Annotated in this window: 17 protein-coding genes; 12 read left to right on the plus strand and 5 right to left on the minus strand. The window is 72.3% G+C overall.

The features are described 5' to 3' along the window. Positions 1 to 181: 181 nt before the first annotated feature. Together ACQEV2_RS13130 and ACQEV2_RS13135 are read right to left on the minus strand one after the other, a co-directional pair. On the minus strand, positions 182 to 1,033 hold the full coding sequence (locus ACQEV2_RS13130; RefSeq protein WP_433039620.1) for an SMP-30/gluconolactonase/LRE family protein: 852 nt from the start codon (positions 1,031 to 1,033) through the stop codon (positions 182 to 184). Beyond that, positions 1,030 to 1,803, minus strand: a complete 774-nt coding sequence (locus ACQEV2_RS13135; RefSeq protein WP_433039622.1) for an IclR family transcriptional regulator — start codon at positions 1,801 to 1,803, stop codon at positions 1,030 to 1,032. The genes ACQEV2_RS13130 and ACQEV2_RS13135 overlap by 4 nt, the downstream gene beginning before the upstream one ends. A 328-nt stretch (positions 1,804 to 2,131) precedes the next feature. Here ACQEV2_RS13135 and ACQEV2_RS13140 point away from each other — a divergent pair, with 328 nt between their 5' ends. Next, on the plus strand, positions 2,132 to 2,674 hold the full coding sequence (locus ACQEV2_RS13140) for a DUF2269 family protein (protein ID WP_433039624.1): 543 nt from the start codon (positions 2,132 to 2,134) through the stop codon (positions 2,672 to 2,674). A 103-nt stretch (positions 2,675 to 2,777) separates the two neighbouring features. Here ACQEV2_RS13140 and ACQEV2_RS13145 read toward each other — a convergent pair whose 3' ends face one another. Beyond that, on the minus strand, positions 2,778 to 3,041 hold the full coding sequence (locus tag ACQEV2_RS13145; protein WP_433039626.1) for a hypothetical protein: 264 nt from the start codon (positions 3,039 to 3,041) through the stop codon (positions 2,778 to 2,780). 138 nt (positions 3,042 to 3,179) lie between these two features. Here ACQEV2_RS13145 and ACQEV2_RS13150 point away from each other — a divergent pair, with 138 nt between their 5' ends. Next, entirely contained in the window at positions 3,180 to 3,962 is a 783-nt protein-coding gene (locus tag ACQEV2_RS13150; protein ID WP_433039628.1) for a hypothetical protein, read from the plus strand. A gap of 69 nt (positions 3,963 to 4,031) precedes the next feature. On the opposite strand, the gene ACQEV2_RS13155 is transcribed toward ACQEV2_RS13150, so the two are convergent. Further along, positions 4,032 to 5,288 carry a helix-turn-helix domain-containing protein gene (locus ACQEV2_RS13155; RefSeq protein ID WP_433039630.1) on the minus strand — a complete coding sequence of 419 codons (1,257 nt, stop codon included), beginning with the start codon at positions 5,286 to 5,288 and terminating at the stop codon, positions 4,032 to 4,034. Positions 5,289 to 5,290: 2 nt separating this feature from the next. After that, entirely contained in the window at positions 5,291 to 5,443 is a 153-nt protein-coding gene (locus ACQEV2_RS13160) for a hypothetical protein (RefSeq protein WP_167348315.1), read from the minus strand. Positions 5,444 to 5,656: 213 nt separating this feature from the next. Between ACQEV2_RS13160 and ACQEV2_RS13165 the strand changes: the two genes are divergently transcribed. The 10 genes from ACQEV2_RS13165 (at position 5,657) to ACQEV2_RS13210 (ending at position 18,346) form a co-directional block, all read left to right on the plus strand. Beyond that, complete coding sequence (locus tag ACQEV2_RS13165) at positions 5,657 to 6,643, plus strand: DUF3068 domain-containing protein (protein WP_433039632.1); 987 nt, start codon at positions 5,657 to 5,659, stop codon at positions 6,641 to 6,643. A 228-nt stretch (positions 6,644 to 6,871) separates the two neighbouring features. Beyond that, positions 6,872 to 8,023, plus strand: coding sequence for a glycosyltransferase family 4 protein (locus ACQEV2_RS13170; RefSeq protein ID WP_433039634.1), 1,152 nt, complete (start codon positions 6,872 to 6,874; stop codon positions 8,021 to 8,023). Between the two features lie 35 nt (positions 8,024 to 8,058). Continuing rightward, on the plus strand, positions 8,059 to 8,880 hold the full coding sequence (locus ACQEV2_RS13175) for a class I SAM-dependent methyltransferase (RefSeq protein WP_433054409.1): 822 nt from the start codon (positions 8,059 to 8,061) through the stop codon (positions 8,878 to 8,880). Continuing rightward, a complete protein-coding gene (locus tag ACQEV2_RS13180; RefSeq protein ID WP_433039636.1) occupies positions 8,877 to 13,577 on the plus strand; it encodes an alpha-(1->3)-arabinofuranosyltransferase domain-containing protein in 4,701 nt (1,566 codons plus the stop codon). Before ACQEV2_RS13175 ends, ACQEV2_RS13180 begins: the two co-directional genes overlap by 4 nt. After that, positions 13,574 to 15,034, plus strand: a complete 1,461-nt coding sequence (locus ACQEV2_RS13185; protein ID WP_433039638.1) for a condensation protein — start codon at positions 13,574 to 13,576, stop codon at positions 15,032 to 15,034. The genes ACQEV2_RS13180 and ACQEV2_RS13185 overlap by 4 nt, the downstream gene beginning before the upstream one ends. Next, positions 15,031 to 15,771 (plus strand): methyltransferase domain-containing protein, encoded by a 741-nt coding sequence (locus ACQEV2_RS13190; protein WP_433039640.1) that lies wholly within the window; start codon positions 15,031 to 15,033, stop codon positions 15,769 to 15,771. The genes ACQEV2_RS13185 and ACQEV2_RS13190 overlap by 4 nt, the downstream gene beginning before the upstream one ends. 23 nt (positions 15,772 to 15,794) lie before the next feature. Continuing rightward, positions 15,795 to 16,718 (plus strand): hypothetical protein, encoded by a 924-nt coding sequence (locus tag ACQEV2_RS13195; protein WP_433054412.1) that lies wholly within the window; start codon positions 15,795 to 15,797, stop codon positions 16,716 to 16,718. Further along, a complete protein-coding gene (locus ACQEV2_RS13200) occupies positions 16,715 to 16,960 on the plus strand; it encodes a Trm112 family protein (RefSeq protein WP_433039642.1) in 246 nt (81 codons plus the stop codon). Before ACQEV2_RS13195 ends, ACQEV2_RS13200 begins: the two co-directional genes overlap by 4 nt. After that, positions 16,957 to 17,760 (plus strand): FkbM family methyltransferase, encoded by an 804-nt coding sequence (locus tag ACQEV2_RS13205; protein ID WP_433039644.1) that lies wholly within the window; start codon positions 16,957 to 16,959, stop codon positions 17,758 to 17,760. The genes ACQEV2_RS13200 and ACQEV2_RS13205 overlap by 4 nt, the downstream gene beginning before the upstream one ends. After that, a complete protein-coding gene (locus ACQEV2_RS13210) occupies positions 17,735 to 18,346 on the plus strand; it encodes a hypothetical protein (RefSeq protein WP_433039646.1) in 612 nt (203 codons plus the stop codon). Before ACQEV2_RS13205 ends, ACQEV2_RS13210 begins: the two co-directional genes overlap by 26 nt. Positions 18,347 to 18,362 lie beyond the last annotated feature (16 nt).

Raw genomic sequence — 18,362 nt, forward strand, 5'->3', positions numbered from 1 at the left:
GGTGGGCTGGGCTGGGCTGGGGGTGGGTCGCGCAGCCCGGCGCTGACGGGGTGCCGCGCACCCACCCCCGGCCCACACCAACGCCGGGCCGCCGGAAGCTCGCGGCGCGCGGTGGTCCGACTCAGCAGACGCAGTCACGCCGCGCCGGGCCGCGCGACCCACCCCCGAGCGCCAGGAGGGCTCAGCCCTCGAACGCCGGCTGCGCCAGGCCCTTCCCCGCCCCCGGCACCACGAACACCGACCCTGCCAGCGGGGGCGGTGACGTCAGGCCGACGCGGGCCGTCGTGATGTACAGGTCGGTCAGGTCGGGGCCGGCGAAGGCACAGGCCGTCACCCGGGGCACAGGGAGCGGGACGACCCGGTCCAGGTCGCCGGACGGCGTGTAGCGGCGTACCGCCGCGCCCTCCCACAGGGCCACCCATACGCAGCCCTCGGCGTCGACCGTGAGACCGTCGGGGAACCCGGCGCCGTCCTCGATCTCGACGAGCGGGCGCCGGTTCACGGCGCGCCCGTCCGCGAAGTCGAAGACGTCGACGCGGCGGGTCGGCGAGTCGATGTAGTACATGAGGCTGCCGTCCGGGCTCCAGCCCGTGCCGTTGCTCACCGCCACGTCGTCGAGGATCACGTCGACGGAGCCGTCACCGGTGAGCCGGGACAGGGTGCCACCGCCCGGCGCCTCGTCGTACCGCATGGTGCCGGCCCACAGGGAGCCGTCGGGAGCGACGGCGGCGTCGTTGGCGCGGCGGCCGGGAACGGGCTCGTGGTGCAGCCAGCGGAAGGTGTCGTCCGGATCGAGCAGGCCCACGCCGTCCCGGAGGTTCAGGACGAGGCCGCCACCGGCCCGCGGCTTGACGGCGCCGATGTGCTGCGGCGTCGTACGGACCGTGCGCCGCCCGGAGACGGGGTCGTACGTGTGGATCCGGGACCGCAGGATGTCGATCCAGAGGAGCCGCCCCGTGTCCGGGTCCCAGGTCGGCCCCTCACCGAGTTCCGCCTCCGCCCGCACCGCGACCTCGTACTGCGCCGCCGTCATGCCACGCTCCGGTGCCCGAGACGCTCGGACAGCTCGGCGGCGCCCTTGGCGGCGAGCTGCTCGAGCTCGGCGCGCCGCTCCTCGCTCCAGCGGATCATGGGGACGGAGATGGAGAGGGCGGCGACGACCTGCCCGGTACGGTCCCGCACCGGCGCGGCGACACACGACACGTCCGGGTTGGACTCCCGGCTCTCGACGGCGATCCCCCGCTCACGGATCCCGGCGAGGGCCTCGCGCAGGGCGCCGGGGTCGGTGATGCTGTTCGGAGTCATCGCGACGAGCTCGGCACTGTCGGGGATCCGTGCAGTGAGCTCCTGCTCGGGAAGGGAGGCCAGCAGCATCTTGCCGACGGAGGTGCAGTGGGCGGGCAGTCGGCGCCCGGCCGCGGACACCATCCGCACGGCGTGCGTCGAGTCGACCTTGGCGATGTAGATGACGTCGGTGCCCTCGAGGATCGCCACGTGCACGGTCTCGTCGCAGGTCTCGGCGACGGACCGGGCGACCTGCTGCCCCTCGGCCGCGAGGTCGAGCTGCTCGGCGTACCGGCTGCCGAGCTGGTACGGCCGTACACCCAGCCGGTACCGTCCCGGCTGACCCGGGACCTGGACGATGTACGACCGGGCGGCGAGAGTGGTGACCAGCTCGTGCACGGTGGTGCGCGGCAGCTGGAGCTTGCGCACGATGTCGGGGGCGGAGAGCGTACCGTCCCCGTCGAGGAAGAGCTCGAGAATGTCGAGAGCCCGGGTCACGGCTGGTACAAGGCGTCCCACGTCCGGCCCCCTCCCTTGGTGTCGGTGAGGCTGCGTTCGAAATTTCAACAGCCGATCGGGATAACGAACACAGGTTACTCAAAGTGCGTTTGCCCCGGCAATGGGCCTGCGCCGAACAGGCTCGAAACCTGGCGCCCGCGAAGACGTCCAGCCGACGCAGGGCGGTGTGGGGTGTCGGTTGCCGCATCGGGGCTCTTCTGCTCCGTGGAATGGCGTTCCGACGTCAGGGTGGAGCAGGCGAAGTCTCGCCGGGTACGCCGATGCCAGTACACGCGGTTACTCCCGCCGTCAGACGTCCTCGCCGCCCCCGCCGGGCACGGTGGGGCACATGAAACTGAGCCGTCCCGCACGCCGGGCCCTCCTCGTCGTCCATGTCATCGCCTCCGCGAGCTGGCTCGGGCTCACGCTCGGGCTGCTCGCGCTCGGGGTCACCGCGGCCACCACCGGGTCCGCGGTGACCGTGGAGGCGTCCGTGCGGGCCATGAAGCTGTTCGCCGACTGGCTCCTGCTGCCGGTCGCGTTCCTCACGCTGGTCAGCGGGCTCGTGCTGTCCCTGGGCACGCCGTGGGGGCTGGCGCGGCACCGGTGGGTCTACGTCAAGTTCTGGATGACCCTGGCCACGACCACCGCCACGGTCTTCGCCCTGCGTCCCGGTGTGGACTCCGCGGTCGCGGCCGTCGCCGCGGGCGGGCCGCTGCCCGATGCCGGTGACGTCCTGTTCGGGCCGATCGTGTCCCTGTCCGCGTACGTCTTCATGACGGTGATCTCGATCCTCAAGCCCTGGGGCCCGACCCGCCGCGGCCGCCGCCTGCGCGCCACGTCCGCCCGCACCCCGGCCCGCACCGCCGGGCCCGCCCGGCAGACCGTCTGAGCCGATCCTCGTCAGCTCTGGCAGGTTCCCGCGCAGGGAGAACGGGGGCGTCTTGAGTGCGAGAGCCGGCATGGCACAGCCGTAGCCCCCGTCTCGGCACCGATCAGAGGTACTGCCCGTCATCCGCTCCCTTCGCCGACGCCGACCACACCTTCACCGCCACCACATGGGCGAAGTTGACCAGCGCGAACCCGTTCTCGGCGTCGTCCGGGGCGGTCAGTGCGAAACGCAGGGTGCGGCCCTCGTCGAAGGCCTCGTTCAGGGCTACGACCGCCGAGTCCAGGGTCGCGAAGTCGGCGGTCCGCACGGTCAGCGGCTCCCCTTTGACGGGCTGGAGCCAGAGGTGCAACTCCGGGTTCTCGGGCATACGGCTACGATGCGCGACCCGCCCGTCACACACAAGTACCCCACACCGGGCAACCCCCCGCGCCCCCGCGGCGACCCATACGTGCTGCATCCATCAGCGGCCCCGCCGCAGTCCCGTCCCCCACCAAGGGAGTTCACGATGCGCACCCGCCTCGCACGTCTCGGCACCGCACTCGCCGCGTTGGTGGCATTCGTCGCTGCGCCCGCCGTCACCGCGGGCCCCGCTCACGCCGCCGCCCAGTGGAATCCGCCCGCCCACCTCGTCCAGCCCCTCAACGAGGTCTGGAACCACGTCGAGTCGACCTACCCCGACCTCTACGGCTTCCGCAACTACGGCTGGGACCAGGTCATGGCCAACCGTGGCAGCGTCAACTACTGCGTCCGCTGGGAGTCCGACGCCCCGGTCAGCGCCGCCCTGCGTGACCAGATCCACGCCGCGCTGAAGAAGCAGTTCGGGAAGTGGACGGCCGCCATGGTCGAGGCCGACGGCACCGGGCACAACGCCTGGCCGTACACCCACGTGCCCGTCAACGTCGTCGGTTGGGCCGTGAAGAACCGCTCCACTCTCCAGTGGACCGACAACTCCGTCGACATCTACACCGGCAACCTCGACGGGGGCGGCGCGGCCCGTCACTACGACCAGTCGCTCTGGCTGACCAAGGGCTTCCAGGGCGGTGCCGGCGGCGACTGGGGGCAGTGGGTCGGGCAGGAGTACTTCACCTCCGCGCTGGGCCAGGAGGGCATCCAGGTCTATCTGCACGAAGTCGGCCACACCTTCGGCCTCGACGACTTCTACGACTGGACCCCGACCGGCCAGTGCTGCTTCCTCATGAAGGCGGGATCCGCGGCGCAGATCACGGAGTTCGACAAGTGGATGCTCCGGGACTTCTGGCGCCATCTGAAGGGCCGTTACGGCCTCTGAGCCGCGCGGCAACCGGCTACGACCGCTACGCCCGTCTACCGGCTACGACCGCTACGCCCGTCTACCGGCCTACCGGCGCGTCTCGCCCAGCACCCCCCTCAACCGCTGCGCCCGCAACACCAGCTCCAACTCGAACCGCCGGTCCGGGTCGTTCATCTCGTCGCCCCACAACTCCCGGATCTGCCGCAGCCGATAGCGGACCGTCTGGGGGTGGACGCCCAGGCGGGCCGCCACCTCCGGTGCCCCGCCCCTGGTCTCCAGCCAGGCCAGTAACGTCTCCGCCAGTCGTCGGCCGTGCGTGGGGCCGCAGTGCTCCAGCGGGGCCAGGCACCGCACCGCCAGGTCGTCGATCAGCTCCTCGGGCTGCAGGAGGACGAGCGCCTCGGTGTGCTCGGTGCAGTACAGGACGTCGCCGGCCGGCAGCAGCCGCCGTTCCATCAGGCGTACGGCGGCCTCGGCCCAGCGCAGCGACTTCGCCGCGTCGGGGAGCGGGACCGGGGGGCCGATCGCGCCCGACCAGCCGGTCAGGGCCCGGTGCAACAGTTCGGGTCGGCCCGCGGCGTCCGGTTCGGGGACGACCATGCGCGGCTGCTCGTACTCCATGTCGAGCAGCACCCCCTGCCCGACGGCCGGCGCCACCGCCTCCCGCGCCGGGCGCAGCAGGACTCCGACGGCGACCTTCTCCGGCAGGGGCCAGCCGATGCGGGCCGCCCGCTCGGTCAGGGCGTCCGCCGGATCGCCCCGGTGGTGTTCGGCCAGCAGGAGTTCCATCAGGCGGCGTTGGAGGCGCAGCCGCTCGCCCGCCTGGCGCGCCGCCGCCTCCGCGTAACCGCGCACCGACTGGTCGACCAGACCGTCCAGATACTCGTAACCGGCGTCCACCAGCTCGTACATCGCGGGCGGCGGGATGTCGACGCGCTGGCCGATCTCGGCGAAACGGCGCCAGGCCAGCCGTACGCCCATGCGGTAGATCGCCTGGAGGGAGTCGAGGGAGCGGCCGTGCAGGCCCTCGCCCCTGCCGAACTCCTGGAAGACGCCCGGCGGGACCGTCGGGCGGCCCTCCGACGTCTCCAGGTGCTGGACGAAGACCTCGATCGCGCGCCGGATGCCGACCAGGGCCATCGGCTCGCCCGACTCGTCGAGGACGACGGGCAGATGCGGGTACTCGCGGCGGATCTCGCGCAGGATCTCCTCGGCCAGGGCCGGCGCGTCCGCCATGGCCAGCTCCGCGAAACGGCGGACCTGGAAGCGGGGTACGTCACGCCAGGCCGAGCGGGTGCTGACGGTGGAGGCGGAGGTGGAGGTCGTGGAGCGGGTCGCGGCCACCGTCAACTCCCCTGGCCCGCTTGCTCGTACGTGATCAAGGGCGTGTTCGGCTGGTCGGGCGTCGCTTCCAGCAGCGCGACGACGCCGAGGGCGGCGCCCACCGCGAGTACGGCGGCGAGCGCGACGGTCAGCGCGGCGGCGAGCAGTCTGGACATCGCAGGGTCAGCCTCTCTGTCCGGAGGTTCCCCACCCCGGTGGCGCCAGCCTGATCCCGACCCTGTCGAGTTCAGTCTCGACAAGCCCGCTCAGCCCGTCAAGACATTGACACTCCGTCAACGGACGCCTACGGTTCCCGGCCCAAGAACGGCCAGGCAACGACCGTGCACCGACCGTGCATCGCCCATGCGTCAACCCCCCAGGAGTGCCGGATGCGCCGTACAGCCTCACCTCTCTCGCTGATCCTGCTGGGCCTCGGCACGTTTCTGCTGGTACTGGCGCCCATGCTGGCCTGGTACGTGACCCCGCGTGCCGCCGTGAACCCCATCGACATCGACACCACCGCCGTCTACAAGGGCACCGGCAGTGTCTTCGACACCGACAAGATCGAGACCGTGCCGGATCAGCGCATCACCGTCACCCAGCGGGTCCGCGGCAATGTGGCGGAAAGTGAGCGCAGCGGCAACGCCGTCTGGGACGTGATCACCACCGTCGACACGGACAAGACGCTGCCGGCCGCCGACCCGCACGACGCGCTGGACTACGTCCCGCACCGCTGGGTGATGGACCGGAAGACCACCCGGCCGGTGCACTGCTGCAAGGAGAGCCCGTACATCGAGGGCGAGGCCTATCTGAAGTTCCCGTTCGACGTGCAGAAACGCTCCTACCAGTGGTGGGACAACACCGGCAACGCGACGATCACCATGCGCTACGACGGCACGGAGAAGATCCAGGGCTACACGGGTTACCGGTTCACCGCCACCGTCGCGCCCCGCAAGGTCGGCACCCGGCTCGTCCCCGGCAGCATCGTCGACCAGCCGAACCGCCCGCAGGTGCTGGCCGAGGAGTGGTACTCCAATCACGGCTTCAAACTCGTCGTCGACCAGCGCACCGGCCGGGTGATCTACGCCCAGACCGGCCCGCGCCGCACCCTGCGGGCGCCCGGCGGCGACAAGGACGCGGCGGTGCTGCTGGACAGCGAGAAGATCGCGTTCACCGAGGCCACGCAGAAGGAGGCCGTACGGCAGGCGAAGCGGGACAGCGGTCTGCTGCGCATGGTGGGGGAGACGCTGCCGATCGGGGCGGCTGGGGTGGGATTCGCGCTTGCGGTGGTAGGGGCCGTTTTGGTGGTACGTGGGCGTAAGCAGCCGGAATCTCCCAGCACGGTCGAGATGCCCCAGCCCACGCTCACAATATGACGTGACGTCAGCTCTAATAAAGCCGGAAATTGTCACGCCGGTGAGTAGCCCTGGCGATGGTCCGGGCGAAAACTGTCCAACCCCACCCGGACACAGCCTGTCCACACCCCTCGCACAACGACCGTAAACGACCAAGTAACACCAAGAAGTAGCGAATCCCCCCACAGGAACCCAAAACCTCCCCTCCCCCACGCTGAGTTCCGCACCCTGAGACGAGTTGGAGCACCCATGCCCCAGCACGTGCCTTCCCCGCTGCCCGCCACCCTCCCCTGGGCGACGCAGCAGCACCCCTCGGCGCTCCCCCCACATCCGCGCCGAATCGTTTTTCTCGCCCACCGTGACCTGGGAAACAAGGCCGCCGGCGGCTCCGAGCTGCTGGTCGACCGCCTCGCTGACGGGCTCACCCGGCTCGGCCACCAGGTCACCCTGCTGTGCGGGGGGCCGGCGGCGTACCGCGACTACCGGGTCGTGTCGGCCGGCGGCTCCTACGGCCACTACCTGCGCGCCAGATCCGCCTTTGCCCGTCAGGTCGGCGACTGCGATCTGCTGGTCGAGGTCTGCAACGGGATGCCGTACTTCGCGCCCCTCTGGCATCGCGGGCCGACGTTGTGCCTGGTCAACCATGTGCATACCGATCTGTGGAACATGCGCTTCGGCGGGGCGTTGGCGCCTGCGGCTCGGCTGGGCCGAAGACTTGAGCACTGGGCGCTGACCGGTGCGCAGCATCGGAGTCTGCTGGTTGCCGTGTCTTCGTCCACGGCGCATGCGCTGCGGGCGATCGGGGTCGAGCGGGACCGTATTCGGGTGGTGCACAACGGGGTCGAGGAGCCGGGGCCTCTGGGTGACCGCTCGCCCGAGCCGCTGTTCGTCGCCGTCGGACGGCTTGTCGAGTACAAGCGGATCGATCTGCTGCTGCGGCTCTGGGAGCGGGTGCGACCCGTCACCGGGGGGCGGCTCGTCATCGTCGGGGACGGGCCCGAGCGGGCACGGCTCACTGCGCTGGCCGGACCGGGTGTGGAGTTCACCGGTCATGTCTCCGAGGCGGAGAAGCATCGGCTGCTGTGCGAGGCCTGGTTGCTGTTGCATCCGTCCGCGGTCGAAGGGTGGGGGCTCGTCGTCACCGAGGCCGCGACGCGGGAGACGCCGACCATCGCCTTCGATGTGCCTGGGCTTCGGGATTCCGTCGTGGATGGGGAGACCGGGGTGCTTGCGCCCGGGGAGTCGTCGTTCGCCGCTGCGTGGTGCACGCTCGCGTTGTCCGGGCATCGGCGGGAGCTGATGGGGAAGGCCGCGCGGGATCGGGCGGCACGGTATCGGTGGGATCGGACGGTGCGGCAGTTCCGGGCGGTGGCCTCTGAGGCGGTGAGGGGCGCGATATGACGCCTGTTCGCCGTGGCGGCAAGGCCGTCTCGCGAGTGCCGGTCGTTCGTGGCTGGTCGCGCCCACGCGGCGGTAGCCGCAAATCGATAACAGCCCCGCGCCCCTTGAAGGGCGCCGCACTCGACCGGCGCTTCAAAGATCCCTCCCTACGGCGCTCCCTCGCCCTCTTTCGGGCCTTCCTTCATGAACAGGACGACCCGGAATCCTGCTACTCCCTCCTCGCCCGCGACGCCGTCGACCAGGTCGAGGCCTACGACGGTTCCGTCGCCGGGCGGGTCGTCGTCGATGTCGGTGGTGGCAGCGGGTACTTCACCGAGGAGTTCCGGCGCCGCGGCGCGCAAGCCTTTCTGTTCGAGCCGGACCTGCGGGAACTGGGCGAGAAGCCGCCCGAGGCGGCCGTCGTCGCCGATGGGTATCTGCTGCCCCTGCAGGACGGCGTCGCGGACGTCGCCTTCTCCTCCAATGTGCTCGAGCATGTGGCCGACCCGCAGACGTTCCTCAGTGAGCTGGCGCGGGTGACCCGGCCCGGTGGGCTCATCTATGTGTCGTTCACCAACTGGCTGTCCCCTTGGGGCGGTCATGAGTGGGCCCCCTGGCACTACTTCGGCGCCGAGCGGGCCCGTGCCCGTTACCGGCGGCGTACCGGGCGGGCCGCCAAGCACACCCTCGGCGAGAACCTCTTCGCCGTGCACATCGGCACCACCCTGCGGCAGGTCCGTGCCCGCGACGACGTGGAGATCGTCTCGGCACGCTCCCGCTACTGGCCGTTCCTCGCGGAAACCGTCGTGAAGGCGCCGGGCATCCGCGAGTTCGCCACCTGGAACCTCCTCCTCATCCTCAGGCGGTGTCCACCATGACGACGACCACGGTCCAGGCTCCTCCCCCGGCAGCCGTGCCCACCCCCGCCCCCGCCTCGGGGCCGCCGGAGGGGCCGCGGTCGCGGCGCTGGCTGCTGGGGTTCTGGGCCGTGGTGTTCGTGCTGTTGCTGGTGGTGCAGCCGGGGCGGCAGACCTTCGACACCAAGCTGGGTGTGACCGTCGATCCGGGGCAGTTCCTCGCCGATCTGGGGCAGTTGTGGCACGACGAGGGCGGTTTCGGCGGGATCCAGGACCAGTACGCGGGCTATCTGTGGCCGATGCTGCCGTTCTACTGGCTGGCCGAGGCCGTACGGCTGCCGGTGTGGCTGGCGGAGCGGTTGTGGCTGTCGCTGATCGTGTCGGTGGCGTTCTGGGGCGCCTTGCGGCTGGCCGAGCGGCTGCGGGTGGGCAGCGGGGGGTCACGGCTCCTAGGTGCCGTCGTGTATGCGCTGTGGCCCGTCTTCACCATCGTCGTCGGGTCCACGTCGGCTGCCGCGCTGCCGGGTGCGTTTCTGCCGTGGGTGCTGCTGCCGTTGACGAACGAGCGGTACGCCGCCCGGGTCGCCGCTCTGCGCTCGGCGCTGGTCGTTCCGTTCATGGGCGGGGTCAACGCGGCCTCCACGCTGGCCTCGCTGCTTCCCGTCGGGCTGTATCTCCTGTCCCGTCCGCCCGGGCCACGGCAGCGGAAGCTGATCGCGTGGTGGGTGCCGGGTGTCGTCCTGGCGACCGCCTGGTGGGTCGTGCCGTTGCTGCTGCTCGGTGCCTATGGGGAGAACTTCCTTCCCTACGTGGAGAGTTCGCAGACGACGACCGAGACCATGTCGGCGACCGAGGCCCTGCGCGGTGCCGGGAACTGGGTCGCCTATCTGCACTTCGGTGACGCCTGGCTGCCGGCCGGGTGGACCGTCGCCTCGTCCGTCGTCGTGATCGTGTGCTCGGCGCTCGCGGCCGGGCTGGGGCTCGCGGGGCTGGCCCGGCGGGACATGCCGGAGCGGCGGTGGCTGGTGCTGACCGTGGTGACGGTCGCGCTGATCCTGCTCGCTGGGTACGACGGGGCGTTCGGCGCGCCCTTCCACGGGGTCGTGCAGGACTGGCTGGACGGCGGGCTCGTGCCCTTCCGGAACATCTACAAGTTCCAGACGGGGCTCGCGCTCGCGTTGGTGCTGGGGCTCGCCCATCTGGTGGGGGTGGCCTCGCAGGCGCGCGGGGCGCGGCCGGTGCGGGGGCGGAGGTTCTCGCCGCTGATCGCGGCGGTGCTGGTGCTGCCGGGGCTCATGTGGCCGTATCTCAACGGCTCGATCCTCAACCCGGGTTCCTTCAAGGAGATCCCCAAGTACTGGCAGGCCACGGCCGACTGGATGGAGAAGTACTCCCCCGACGCCCGTGTCCTCGTCGTCCCGGCGACCGCGCACGGCATCTACACCTGGGGCTCGACCATCGACCAGCCCCTGGACGTCGTGGCCGACTCGCGCTGGGCACAGCGGGACTACGTTCCCTTCGGCACCCCCGGCAACCGGCGCGCCATGGACGCCGTGGAGCAGGCGCTGACGAGCGGCGGACAAGTACCGGGGCTGGCGGACTACTTGAGCCGGGCCGGTATCCATTACGTCGTCGTCCGCAACGACCTCGACCCCGACCAGATCGGCTCCGTCCCGACCACGACCGTCAAGCGGACCCTCGAAGAGTCCGGGTACGAGCGGGTGACCGGCCTCGGGCCGGTCATGACCGGGGGGACGATCGCCCCGGACACCCCGCTCCAGGTGGAGGGGCTGTATCCGCGGCAGCGGGCGGTGGAGATCTACAAGCCGGTCGGCGAGGACGTGCCGCGCCCGCACCAGGCCGGGCTGCAGCCGGTCGCCGACACGGCCGTCGTGTCCGGCGGTCCGGAGGCACTGCTGCCGCTGGCGTCCGAACTGCGGGGGCGGGCCAGTGTGCTGACCGGCGACAACCATCCCGGGCTCGGCTCACCGCCGGTGCAGGTGGTCGGCGACGGGATGCGGCGCGCTGACACGCGGTTCGGGCTGGTCAACGCCAACACGTCGTACACGTACACCCGCGGCGAGCGCAACGCGCCCGACGCCGCCCAGGACGCGGGGGAGAAACCGCACCAGATCCTGCCCACGACCGGGCTCGACCACCAGACGGTGGCCGAGCTGCGCGGCGCCCGGTCGGTGACGGCGTCGTCGTACGGCAGCTGGCTCTTCCACCTGCCGCAGTTCGACCCGGTCAACGCCTTCGACGGGAACCCGGACACGGCGTGGACCGAGGGCGCGGAGGGCTCGCCGGACGGGGAGTGGCTGCGGATCGCGTTCGCGGGCGGGGCGTACGACATGCCGTCGTCGTTCAAGGTCACGCCGCTGCCGCAGGAGGGCGTGCGGGAGGCGCCCACGCGAGTGCGGGTGGAGACGGAGAAGGGGGCCGTGAGCTCCTTCCTCCGGCCGGACGGATCGACGCAGACCGTCAAGGCGCGGGCTGGCGCGACGAGTTGGATGAAGCTGACGATCACGGACTCCGTGTCCCGGCGGGCCGGTCTCACCGGCGCGGGCTTCTCCGAGATCGATCTGCCGGAGGTCCAGGTGACCCGGCTGCTGCGGCTGCCCACCGACGCCGAGGACTCCGGTGCCGCCGCCGAGATCGTCTCCCTGTCCCGTACGGCCGACCCCACCGGGCTGTCGCCGACGGGCACGGAGGCCGGGCTGCACCGGCGCTTCACGACGTCCACCGCGGGGACGTACGAGGTGCGGGCGAGCGCGGTGCCGGTGGCGGGCGAGGAGCTGGACAAGCTGCTGTACAAGGTGGCGCCGGACCAGCAGAACCGGATCGTCGCGACCGCCGACTCCACGGCACGGCTGGGGGCGGGCCTGTCGCCGCGCAACCTCACCGACGGCGACCTGACCACGGCCTGGATCGCGGGCGACCGGCCGACGATCCACCTCCGCTGGCCCGGGAAGCAGGCCGTGGGTGAGGTCGTGCTGGCGCCGGCCGGGGGGCTGTCCACCCGCCCGACCGAGGTCCACATCAGCTCCCCGGACGGCGCGGCCATCGCGGGCGTCGACGAGAACGGCAACGTACGCTTCCCGCCGATCACCACCGACCGACTGGACATCACGATCACCCAGACGGCCCCGCTGACCCTCTACAACCCGATGGTCGGCGAGGATCTCCGCCTGCCGGTGGGCCTGACCGAGGCCTACATCCCGGCCCTCGACCAGTACCGGACCCCGCAGCCGAGGGCCGCCCGGTCGTTCTCGCTGCCGTGCGGGGAGGGGCCGCTGGTCTCGGTGGACGGTGAGCTGTACCGGACGAGCGTGCGGGGGACCGTACGGGATCTGGTGGAGCGACGGCAGGTGGACGTGACCCTCTGCCAGCGGGGCCGTGACGACGCCGAGTTGCAGCTGACGGCCGGAGAGCACCAGGTGGAGGGCGGGGACGCCGGGCCCCTGGCACTGACCGACGTGACGCTGACCCGCGGCACGGTCGCCGACACCGCGACGGCGGCGCGTGAGCTGGGGATACGGGACTGGCTCGGCGACCGGCGCGCGGTGACCGTCGGGTCGGGCGCGGCGAGCTACCTGACGACGTACGAGAACTTCAACGACGGCTGGCACGCCACGCTGAACGGCGAGGAACTGACGCCGGTACGGCTGGACGGCTGGCAGCAGGGCTGGCGGATCCCGGCGGGCGCCGGCGGCACGGTCGAGCTGTCGTACGAACCGGCGGTGACGTACGAGGCCGGGCTGATCGGCAGTGCGGTGGCGATCGCGCTGCTGGCCGGGCTGGTGCTGTGGCGCCGGCGGGCCCCGAATCCCGACGAGCCGCAGCCCGCTCCGCCGCTGCCCGGGCTGTGGCTCGGCACGGTGGCGGTGACGGTGGTGGGCGTGGTCATCGCCGGGTGGTTCGCCCTGCTGGTGCCGGCGCTGGCGGTGGTGGCGTGGCGGAGGCATGCGCTGCTGGTGCCGATCGCGGTCGTGGCGCTCGCGGGGGCGGGGGTCGCCGCGGCGGCCGGGGCAGCGGAGCCCGTGGGGGCCGGAGAGGGAGCGTTCGGCCCTGCGGCTCAACTCCTCGCGCTGGTCGGGTTGTTCGCGGGTGTGGTGAGTGTGCGGGAGCGGGAAGGGGCGGCCGCCGCGCCGGACGGCGGCGGTACTCCGGCGGTCCCTCCGGAACCGCCGACACGGCCGCTGCCGGGGCTGCCGCAGCGAGAGCGGGGGCGGAGTGCGCAGGGGAGCGAGGCCTTGGGTCCGACGGGGGCCGCGCCTTCCGGGCCGCCGGGAGCCGCGTCTTCCGGTCCGGCGGGAACCGCGTCCTCCGGGCCGCCAGGAGCGGCGTCTTCCGGTCCTGCAGGAGCCGCGCCCCCCGGTCCGACGGGCGCCGCGCCCTCCGGGCCGTCGGGAGCCGCGTCCCCCAGTCCTACGCGCGCCGCGACACCTGGGCCGCCGGGAGCCGAGCCCTCCAGCCCGAGGGGAGCCGCGTCCGCCAGTTCTGCCGGCGCCGAGTCCTTCGGGGCGAGGGGGGCCGATTCGTCCCGTCCCCCGGCCCCCCGCGCCGACTCCGGCCCGACCGTCTCCGCGCGCGGCCCCGGCGGACCGGAGCCCGATCCGCCGACCGCACGCATCAGGTTCAGCAAGCCGAGGTTCCGGGCGAGCCGCTCCGAGGACGCGCCGGGACCGGAGGACACGGGGAAGGGCGAAGCCACATGACCGCACTGCAGCAGCCCGCACGCGCCGAGGGTCCCCTGCGGCCGCCGGTACGCGTCCCGTTCCCCGTCGTGGACGAGGTCGCCCGGCACTGCCTCCAGGAGGAGGAGCCGGAGACGGTCCACATCGAGGTCCATCTGCCGGGGCCGCTGGATCCCGATCGCTTGCGTACGGCCTTCGCCGAGGCACTGCGCCGGCATCCGCGGATCCTCATGCGGGAGGCGCCGGGGCGGTGGTACCGGCGCCGGTACGAGTGGGAGCTGACGGCGGAGCCGGACGTGGAGGTGGTGAGCTTTCCGGCGCCGGGGAGGGATGCGTTGCGGGATGCGCGGACGCGGGCGCTGACGCAGGCGCCGCCGCTGTCTCTGTCGCCGCCGATCAGGTTGGAGGTGGTGGAGGGGGCGGGGCCTGTTGAGGGCAGCGAGGCAACAGACGCTGTCGGCGCACCCTCCGCCGCTGCGGGCAGTCGTGCCGCTGGGGCGGCTCCCGACCCACACAGAGCGGCACCCCGCCGGCGCGGGCGAGCGACCCAACCCGCGAGCGGCAATCACGGTCATGGCAAAGGAACGGTGCTGTTCCTGACCATCAACCACACCGCCCTCGACGGCCCCGCCTGCCTCCGCGTCCTCGCCACAGCCGCAGAGTTGTACGGCGGCCGGGACAACTCACCGGCAGCCTCACCCATCCGTACGACGGAAACCCCACCGCCCTCCGAAGAGACCCCTTCCAACTGGTCCCACCCCGCACGAGTAGCCCCCGGCACCCCCGAACCCTCCCCCGGCAACGGCATGCTCGTCACCGAACTCCCCCTCCCCCACCGCCCCAAGGGCTCCCCCTACACGGTCAACGACCAGCTCATGGTCACCACCGCCCTGACCATCGCCCACTGGAACAGAGAACACGGCGCCCGCCCCCGCCCCCTCCGCATCACCATGCCCGTGGACGACCGCCCCCGAGACACCACCATGCCCATCGGCAACGGCACCAGACTGGTCGAAGTACCTTTCTGCCCCGACGAGTTGAAGCGCGCCGACGACGACATGCCCGGCCTGCTGCACCGCACGGCACTGCGCACCCGCGCCCTCAAGTCCCTCCCCCGCCCCCAACTCGGCCACGGCGCCTCCCTCCTCACCGCCCCGTGGGCCCCCGTCGCCGTCCGCGCCGCCCTCACCCGCGGCCTGCGCAGAGCCGCCGCGCCCTGGACCTCGACCACCCTCCTCAGCAACATCGGCCGTATCCCGTACCCCCTGGACTTCGGCGAGGAGGCCGGCCGCGCGCACGCCGTGTGGTTCTCGGCGCCCGCCCGGATGCCCCGCGGCCTGACCGTCACCACCGCCTCCACCGCGGGCCGCCTCCACCTCGCCCTGCGCTGGTCGCGCGCCCTGCTCAGCCACGGAGACGGCGCCCACCTCCGGGACCTCTTCGAGCACTACCTGCACACCACGGAGGTGGCCCCGTGACCACGACCTCCCCCGTGAAACCCCCAGAACTGCGCGACTTCTACGAGAACCCCGCCGTCCCCGTCGCCTCCGGCACCCCCCGCAGCCGCCGCCAGGCCCGCATGCTCGCGGAGGCCCTGGGACCGGCGTCCGCCGAACGGACGGCCACGATCCTCGACATCGGCTGCGGCGACGGAACCGCGGCCGCCACCGCCGCCCCCTTCCTCCCCGGCCACCGCCTCATCGGCATCGACTGGTCCCAGGACGCCCTACGACGGGCCCGCACCCGGATCCCGTACGCCGTCCGCGGTGAACTCACGGGCGGCGGGCTGCCGTTCAGGACCGGTTCCGCCGACGCCGTGCTGTTCAGCGAGGTGATCGAGCACCTCGTCGACCCGGACGCCGCGCTGGACGAGATCCGCCGTGTGCTGCGCCCAGGCGGTCACCTCATGCTCTCCACCCCGAACCTGGCCGCCTGGTACAACCGCGCCCTGCTGCTGGCCGGGGTACAGCCGGTGTTCTCGGAGGTCAGCCTGCGGGCCGTCCACGGGCGGCCGGGGCGGGAGGTCGTGGGCCATCTGCGGCTCTACACCGCCCGTGCGCTGCGGGAGTTCGTGGCCGCGTCCGGCTTCGAGGTCGTATGCCTGGCGGGCGCGCCCTTCCACGGCGTACCGCGTCCCCTCCGCCCCCTCGACCGGCTGGCCTGCGCCAGACCACCCCTCGCGTCGATCCTGCTGCTGCACGCACGACGGACGTAGGGGGCGTGAGCATGTGGTGGGGAGTGGCCGCGGCCCTGATGGCGAACACCCTCTACAGCCTCGGTTTCGTCCTGGAGAAACGGGCGCTCACCGCACTGCCGCAGGTGAGTATCCGCCAACCGGCCCGGCTGCTGCGGCTGGTGCTCGGCAGCCCGCTGTGGATCGGCGGCTCGCTCTCCCTCGCCGCCGGTTTCGGCGCCCAGCTCGTCGTCTACCGCACCCTGCCGATCGCCGCGGCTCAGGGCATCTTCGTCTCCGGGCTGGTCCTCCTCGTCCTGCTCTCCGCTCGGCTGCTGGGCGAGGAGACCAGCGGGCGGGAGCGGTACGCGCTCAGCGCGATCCTCGCCGCGCTGCTGATGGTCGTGCTGTCGCTGCGGGAGGGGTCGGAGACCGTCAGCCACGCCGCCCCGTATCCGCTGATCCTGCTCGTGTGCGTGCCGTCGCTGGCGGCGGGCGTGTGGCTGTACAACTCCGCCGAGCGCAGGGCCCGGCACCGGCACCGGCTGCCGACGACCGGCGTGGAGTACGGCGTGGCGGTGGGGCTGCTGTACGGGGTGAGCTCGCTGGCCATCAAGGGGGTGTCGAGCTATCTGACGACGAGCGGAATCGGCGGCGCGCTCCTCGATCTTCTCCGCTCCCCGTACCCGTACCTCCTCCTCTTCACCGGCGCGTTCGGGCTGGTCATGTCGCAGGCGGCGCTGCAGCGCTGCCGGGCCTCGCTGATCGTGCCGGTGTGCACGACCGTGACCTGCCTCTACACGGCCGTGCTCGGCACGCTGTCGTTCGGCGAGGCGCTGCCCGAGGACCCGCTGCGGCTGGCGCTGCGGGTCGCGGGCACGGCGCTCGCCGTCGCCGTACTGCTGTCGATGCCGCGGCACGACCCAGCCGCGCAGTCTCCCCAGCCTCCCCAACCCCCCATAGCGGCCAAGGAGTTGACCCCACCATGAAACCCGACGACCCGCTCCTGCGGATCCTGGCGTGCCCGCTCGACAAGGGCCCGCTGCACCTCGTCGTACCGGACGGCCCGGGCGATGCGGAGGATGCGGCCGAGACGGCCGAGGCGCTGTACAACCCGCGTCTGCACCGCCGCTACCCGATCGTCGACGGCATCCCGCAGCTGCTGCCGGCCTCCGGGGAGCAGGTCTCCGACGACGAGCACGAGGAACTCCTCAAACGGATGGCCCCATGACCCTGGCCGCGCACATCGCCCCTCTGCTGCCCACCCGCCTGGTCGCCGCCGTCGCCCGGGCCGTGTACCCGCGTTTCGAGCCGGAGCTGGCCCGGCTGGCGGAACTGTGTCCCGCCGAGTGCGGCACGGCCGTGGACGTCGGCGGGTGGTACGGCCCGTGGACGCGGCGGCTGTCGCGGCGGGCACGCCGGGTGGTGACCGTGGAACCGGTCCCTCATCTGGCGCGGCTCCTGGCGGCGACGGCTCCGCCCAACGTCCGGGTCGTGCAGGCCGCGGCCGCCGAGCGCCCCGGCGCGGCCCGGCTCTGGCTGCCGCCGCACGACGCGGGCGACCGGGGCGTGTCCTCCCTGGTCCGCCGGAACATCCACGCCACGGCCCTGCCGGTCAGCTGTGTCACCCTCGACGAACTCGGTCTCAAGGACGTCGGGTTCGTCAAGGTCGACGTGGACGGCAGCGAGCTCGCGGTGCTGCGCGGCGCGACCGGCATCCTGGCCCGCGACCGGCCCGCCCTGTTCATCGAGCTGGAGTCCCGTATCCAGCCGATCGGCCCGGTGGTGACGTACCTCTCCCTGCTCGGCTACGACGGCTGGGTCCTGCCGGGCCGCGACTGGGTGCCCCTGAGCCGCTTCCCGCTGGAGACCCACCAGGCGGAGACCTCGTACGTCGTCACCCAGGGCCTCCTGCGCCGGGTCCTGCCCTTCCGGGGGCCCCGGTACGTCAATTCGGTCCTCTTTCTCCCCGACGGCCGCCGTCCGATCGGCGACGATGGAACGCATGCCCTCCGCAAAGCACGCCGCTAGCGGCGGAACGAACCCCGCCGGCCCCTTCACCCCGCTCCACTTCCAGCTGGTGCTGCTGCGCCGCATGGCCGACCACAACCCGGACCTGGTGGAGGACGCCCGCCGCGCACTGGGCGTGTCCCTCGCCGAGATGCGCGAGGCGAACAAGCGGTGGCAGGCGATGGTCCGCTCTCCCCGTTCCCGCGCCGCCGCCTCCCGGTACCGCTCGGTGTTCGGCAAGCCCGAGTCGGTGATCTCCCGCAAGGTCGGCGACCTGGAGTGCGAGGCCTGGCTGTGGCCGGTCCCGCTCTGGCCCGATCTGCGCTTCGAGGTGCTGCTGGCCCCGAACGGCTCGGTCTGGAACGAGTGGCTGGTCCGCGCCCCGGGAGCCGAGGGGCCGGTCCTGCGCACCCTCGACGACCTCACCCCCTGGTCCTGCACCGTCGACGAGGCGGCCCGCGCCTTCGCCCCCGCCCGCCCCCTGGAGGGCACGGCCCCGACGCGCTGGGGGCTGGCGTTCACCGCGCCGGACGGGGAGGGCGTGCGGCGGGAGGTGGTGGCCGAGTTCACGTGGGGGCTGTTGCAGCGGGTGGCGGTCGGTGGCTGAATCACGTGGTGCTGTG

Source organism: Streptomyces sp. CA-251387, from assembly GCF_050936625.1.
Lineage (GTDB): Bacteria > Actinomycetota > Actinomycetes > Streptomycetales > Streptomycetaceae > Streptomyces.

Coding starts and splice junctions, on each gene's coding strand:
- ACQEV2_RS13130 (WP_433039620.1), bottom strand. CDS start 1,033: ATGACGGCGGCGCAGTACGAGGTCGCGGTGCGGGCGGAGGCGGAACTC.
- ACQEV2_RS13140 (WP_433039624.1), top strand. CDS start 2,132: ATGAAACTGAGCCGTCCCGCACGCCGGGCCCTCCTCGTCGTCCATGTC.
- ACQEV2_RS13145 (WP_433039626.1), bottom strand. CDS start 3,041: ATGCCCGAGAACCCGGAGTTGCACCTCTGGCTCCAGCCCGTCAAAGGG.
- ACQEV2_RS13150 (WP_433039628.1), top strand. CDS start 3,180: ATGCGCACCCGCCTCGCACGTCTCGGCACCGCACTCGCCGCGTTGGTG.
- ACQEV2_RS13160 (WP_167348315.1), bottom strand. CDS start 5,443: ATGTCCAGACTGCTCGCCGCCGCGCTGACCGTCGCGCTCGCCGCCGTA.
- ACQEV2_RS13165 (WP_433039632.1), top strand. CDS start 5,657: ATGCGCCGTACAGCCTCACCTCTCTCGCTGATCCTGCTGGGCCTCGGC.
- ACQEV2_RS13170 (WP_433039634.1), top strand. CDS start 6,872: ATGCCCCAGCACGTGCCTTCCCCGCTGCCCGCCACCCTCCCCTGGGCG.
- ACQEV2_RS13180 (WP_433039636.1), top strand. CDS start 8,877: ATGACGACGACCACGGTCCAGGCTCCTCCCCCGGCAGCCGTGCCCACC.
- ACQEV2_RS13185 (WP_433039638.1), top strand. CDS start 13,574: ATGACCGCACTGCAGCAGCCCGCACGCGCCGAGGGTCCCCTGCGGCCG.
- ACQEV2_RS13200 (WP_433039642.1), top strand. CDS start 16,715: ATGAAACCCGACGACCCGCTCCTGCGGATCCTGGCGTGCCCGCTCGAC.
- ACQEV2_RS13205 (WP_433039644.1), top strand. CDS start 16,957: ATGACCCTGGCCGCGCACATCGCCCCTCTGCTGCCCACCCGCCTGGTC.
- ACQEV2_RS13210 (WP_433039646.1), top strand. CDS start 17,735: ATGCCCTCCGCAAAGCACGCCGCTAGCGGCGGAACGAACCCCGCCGGC.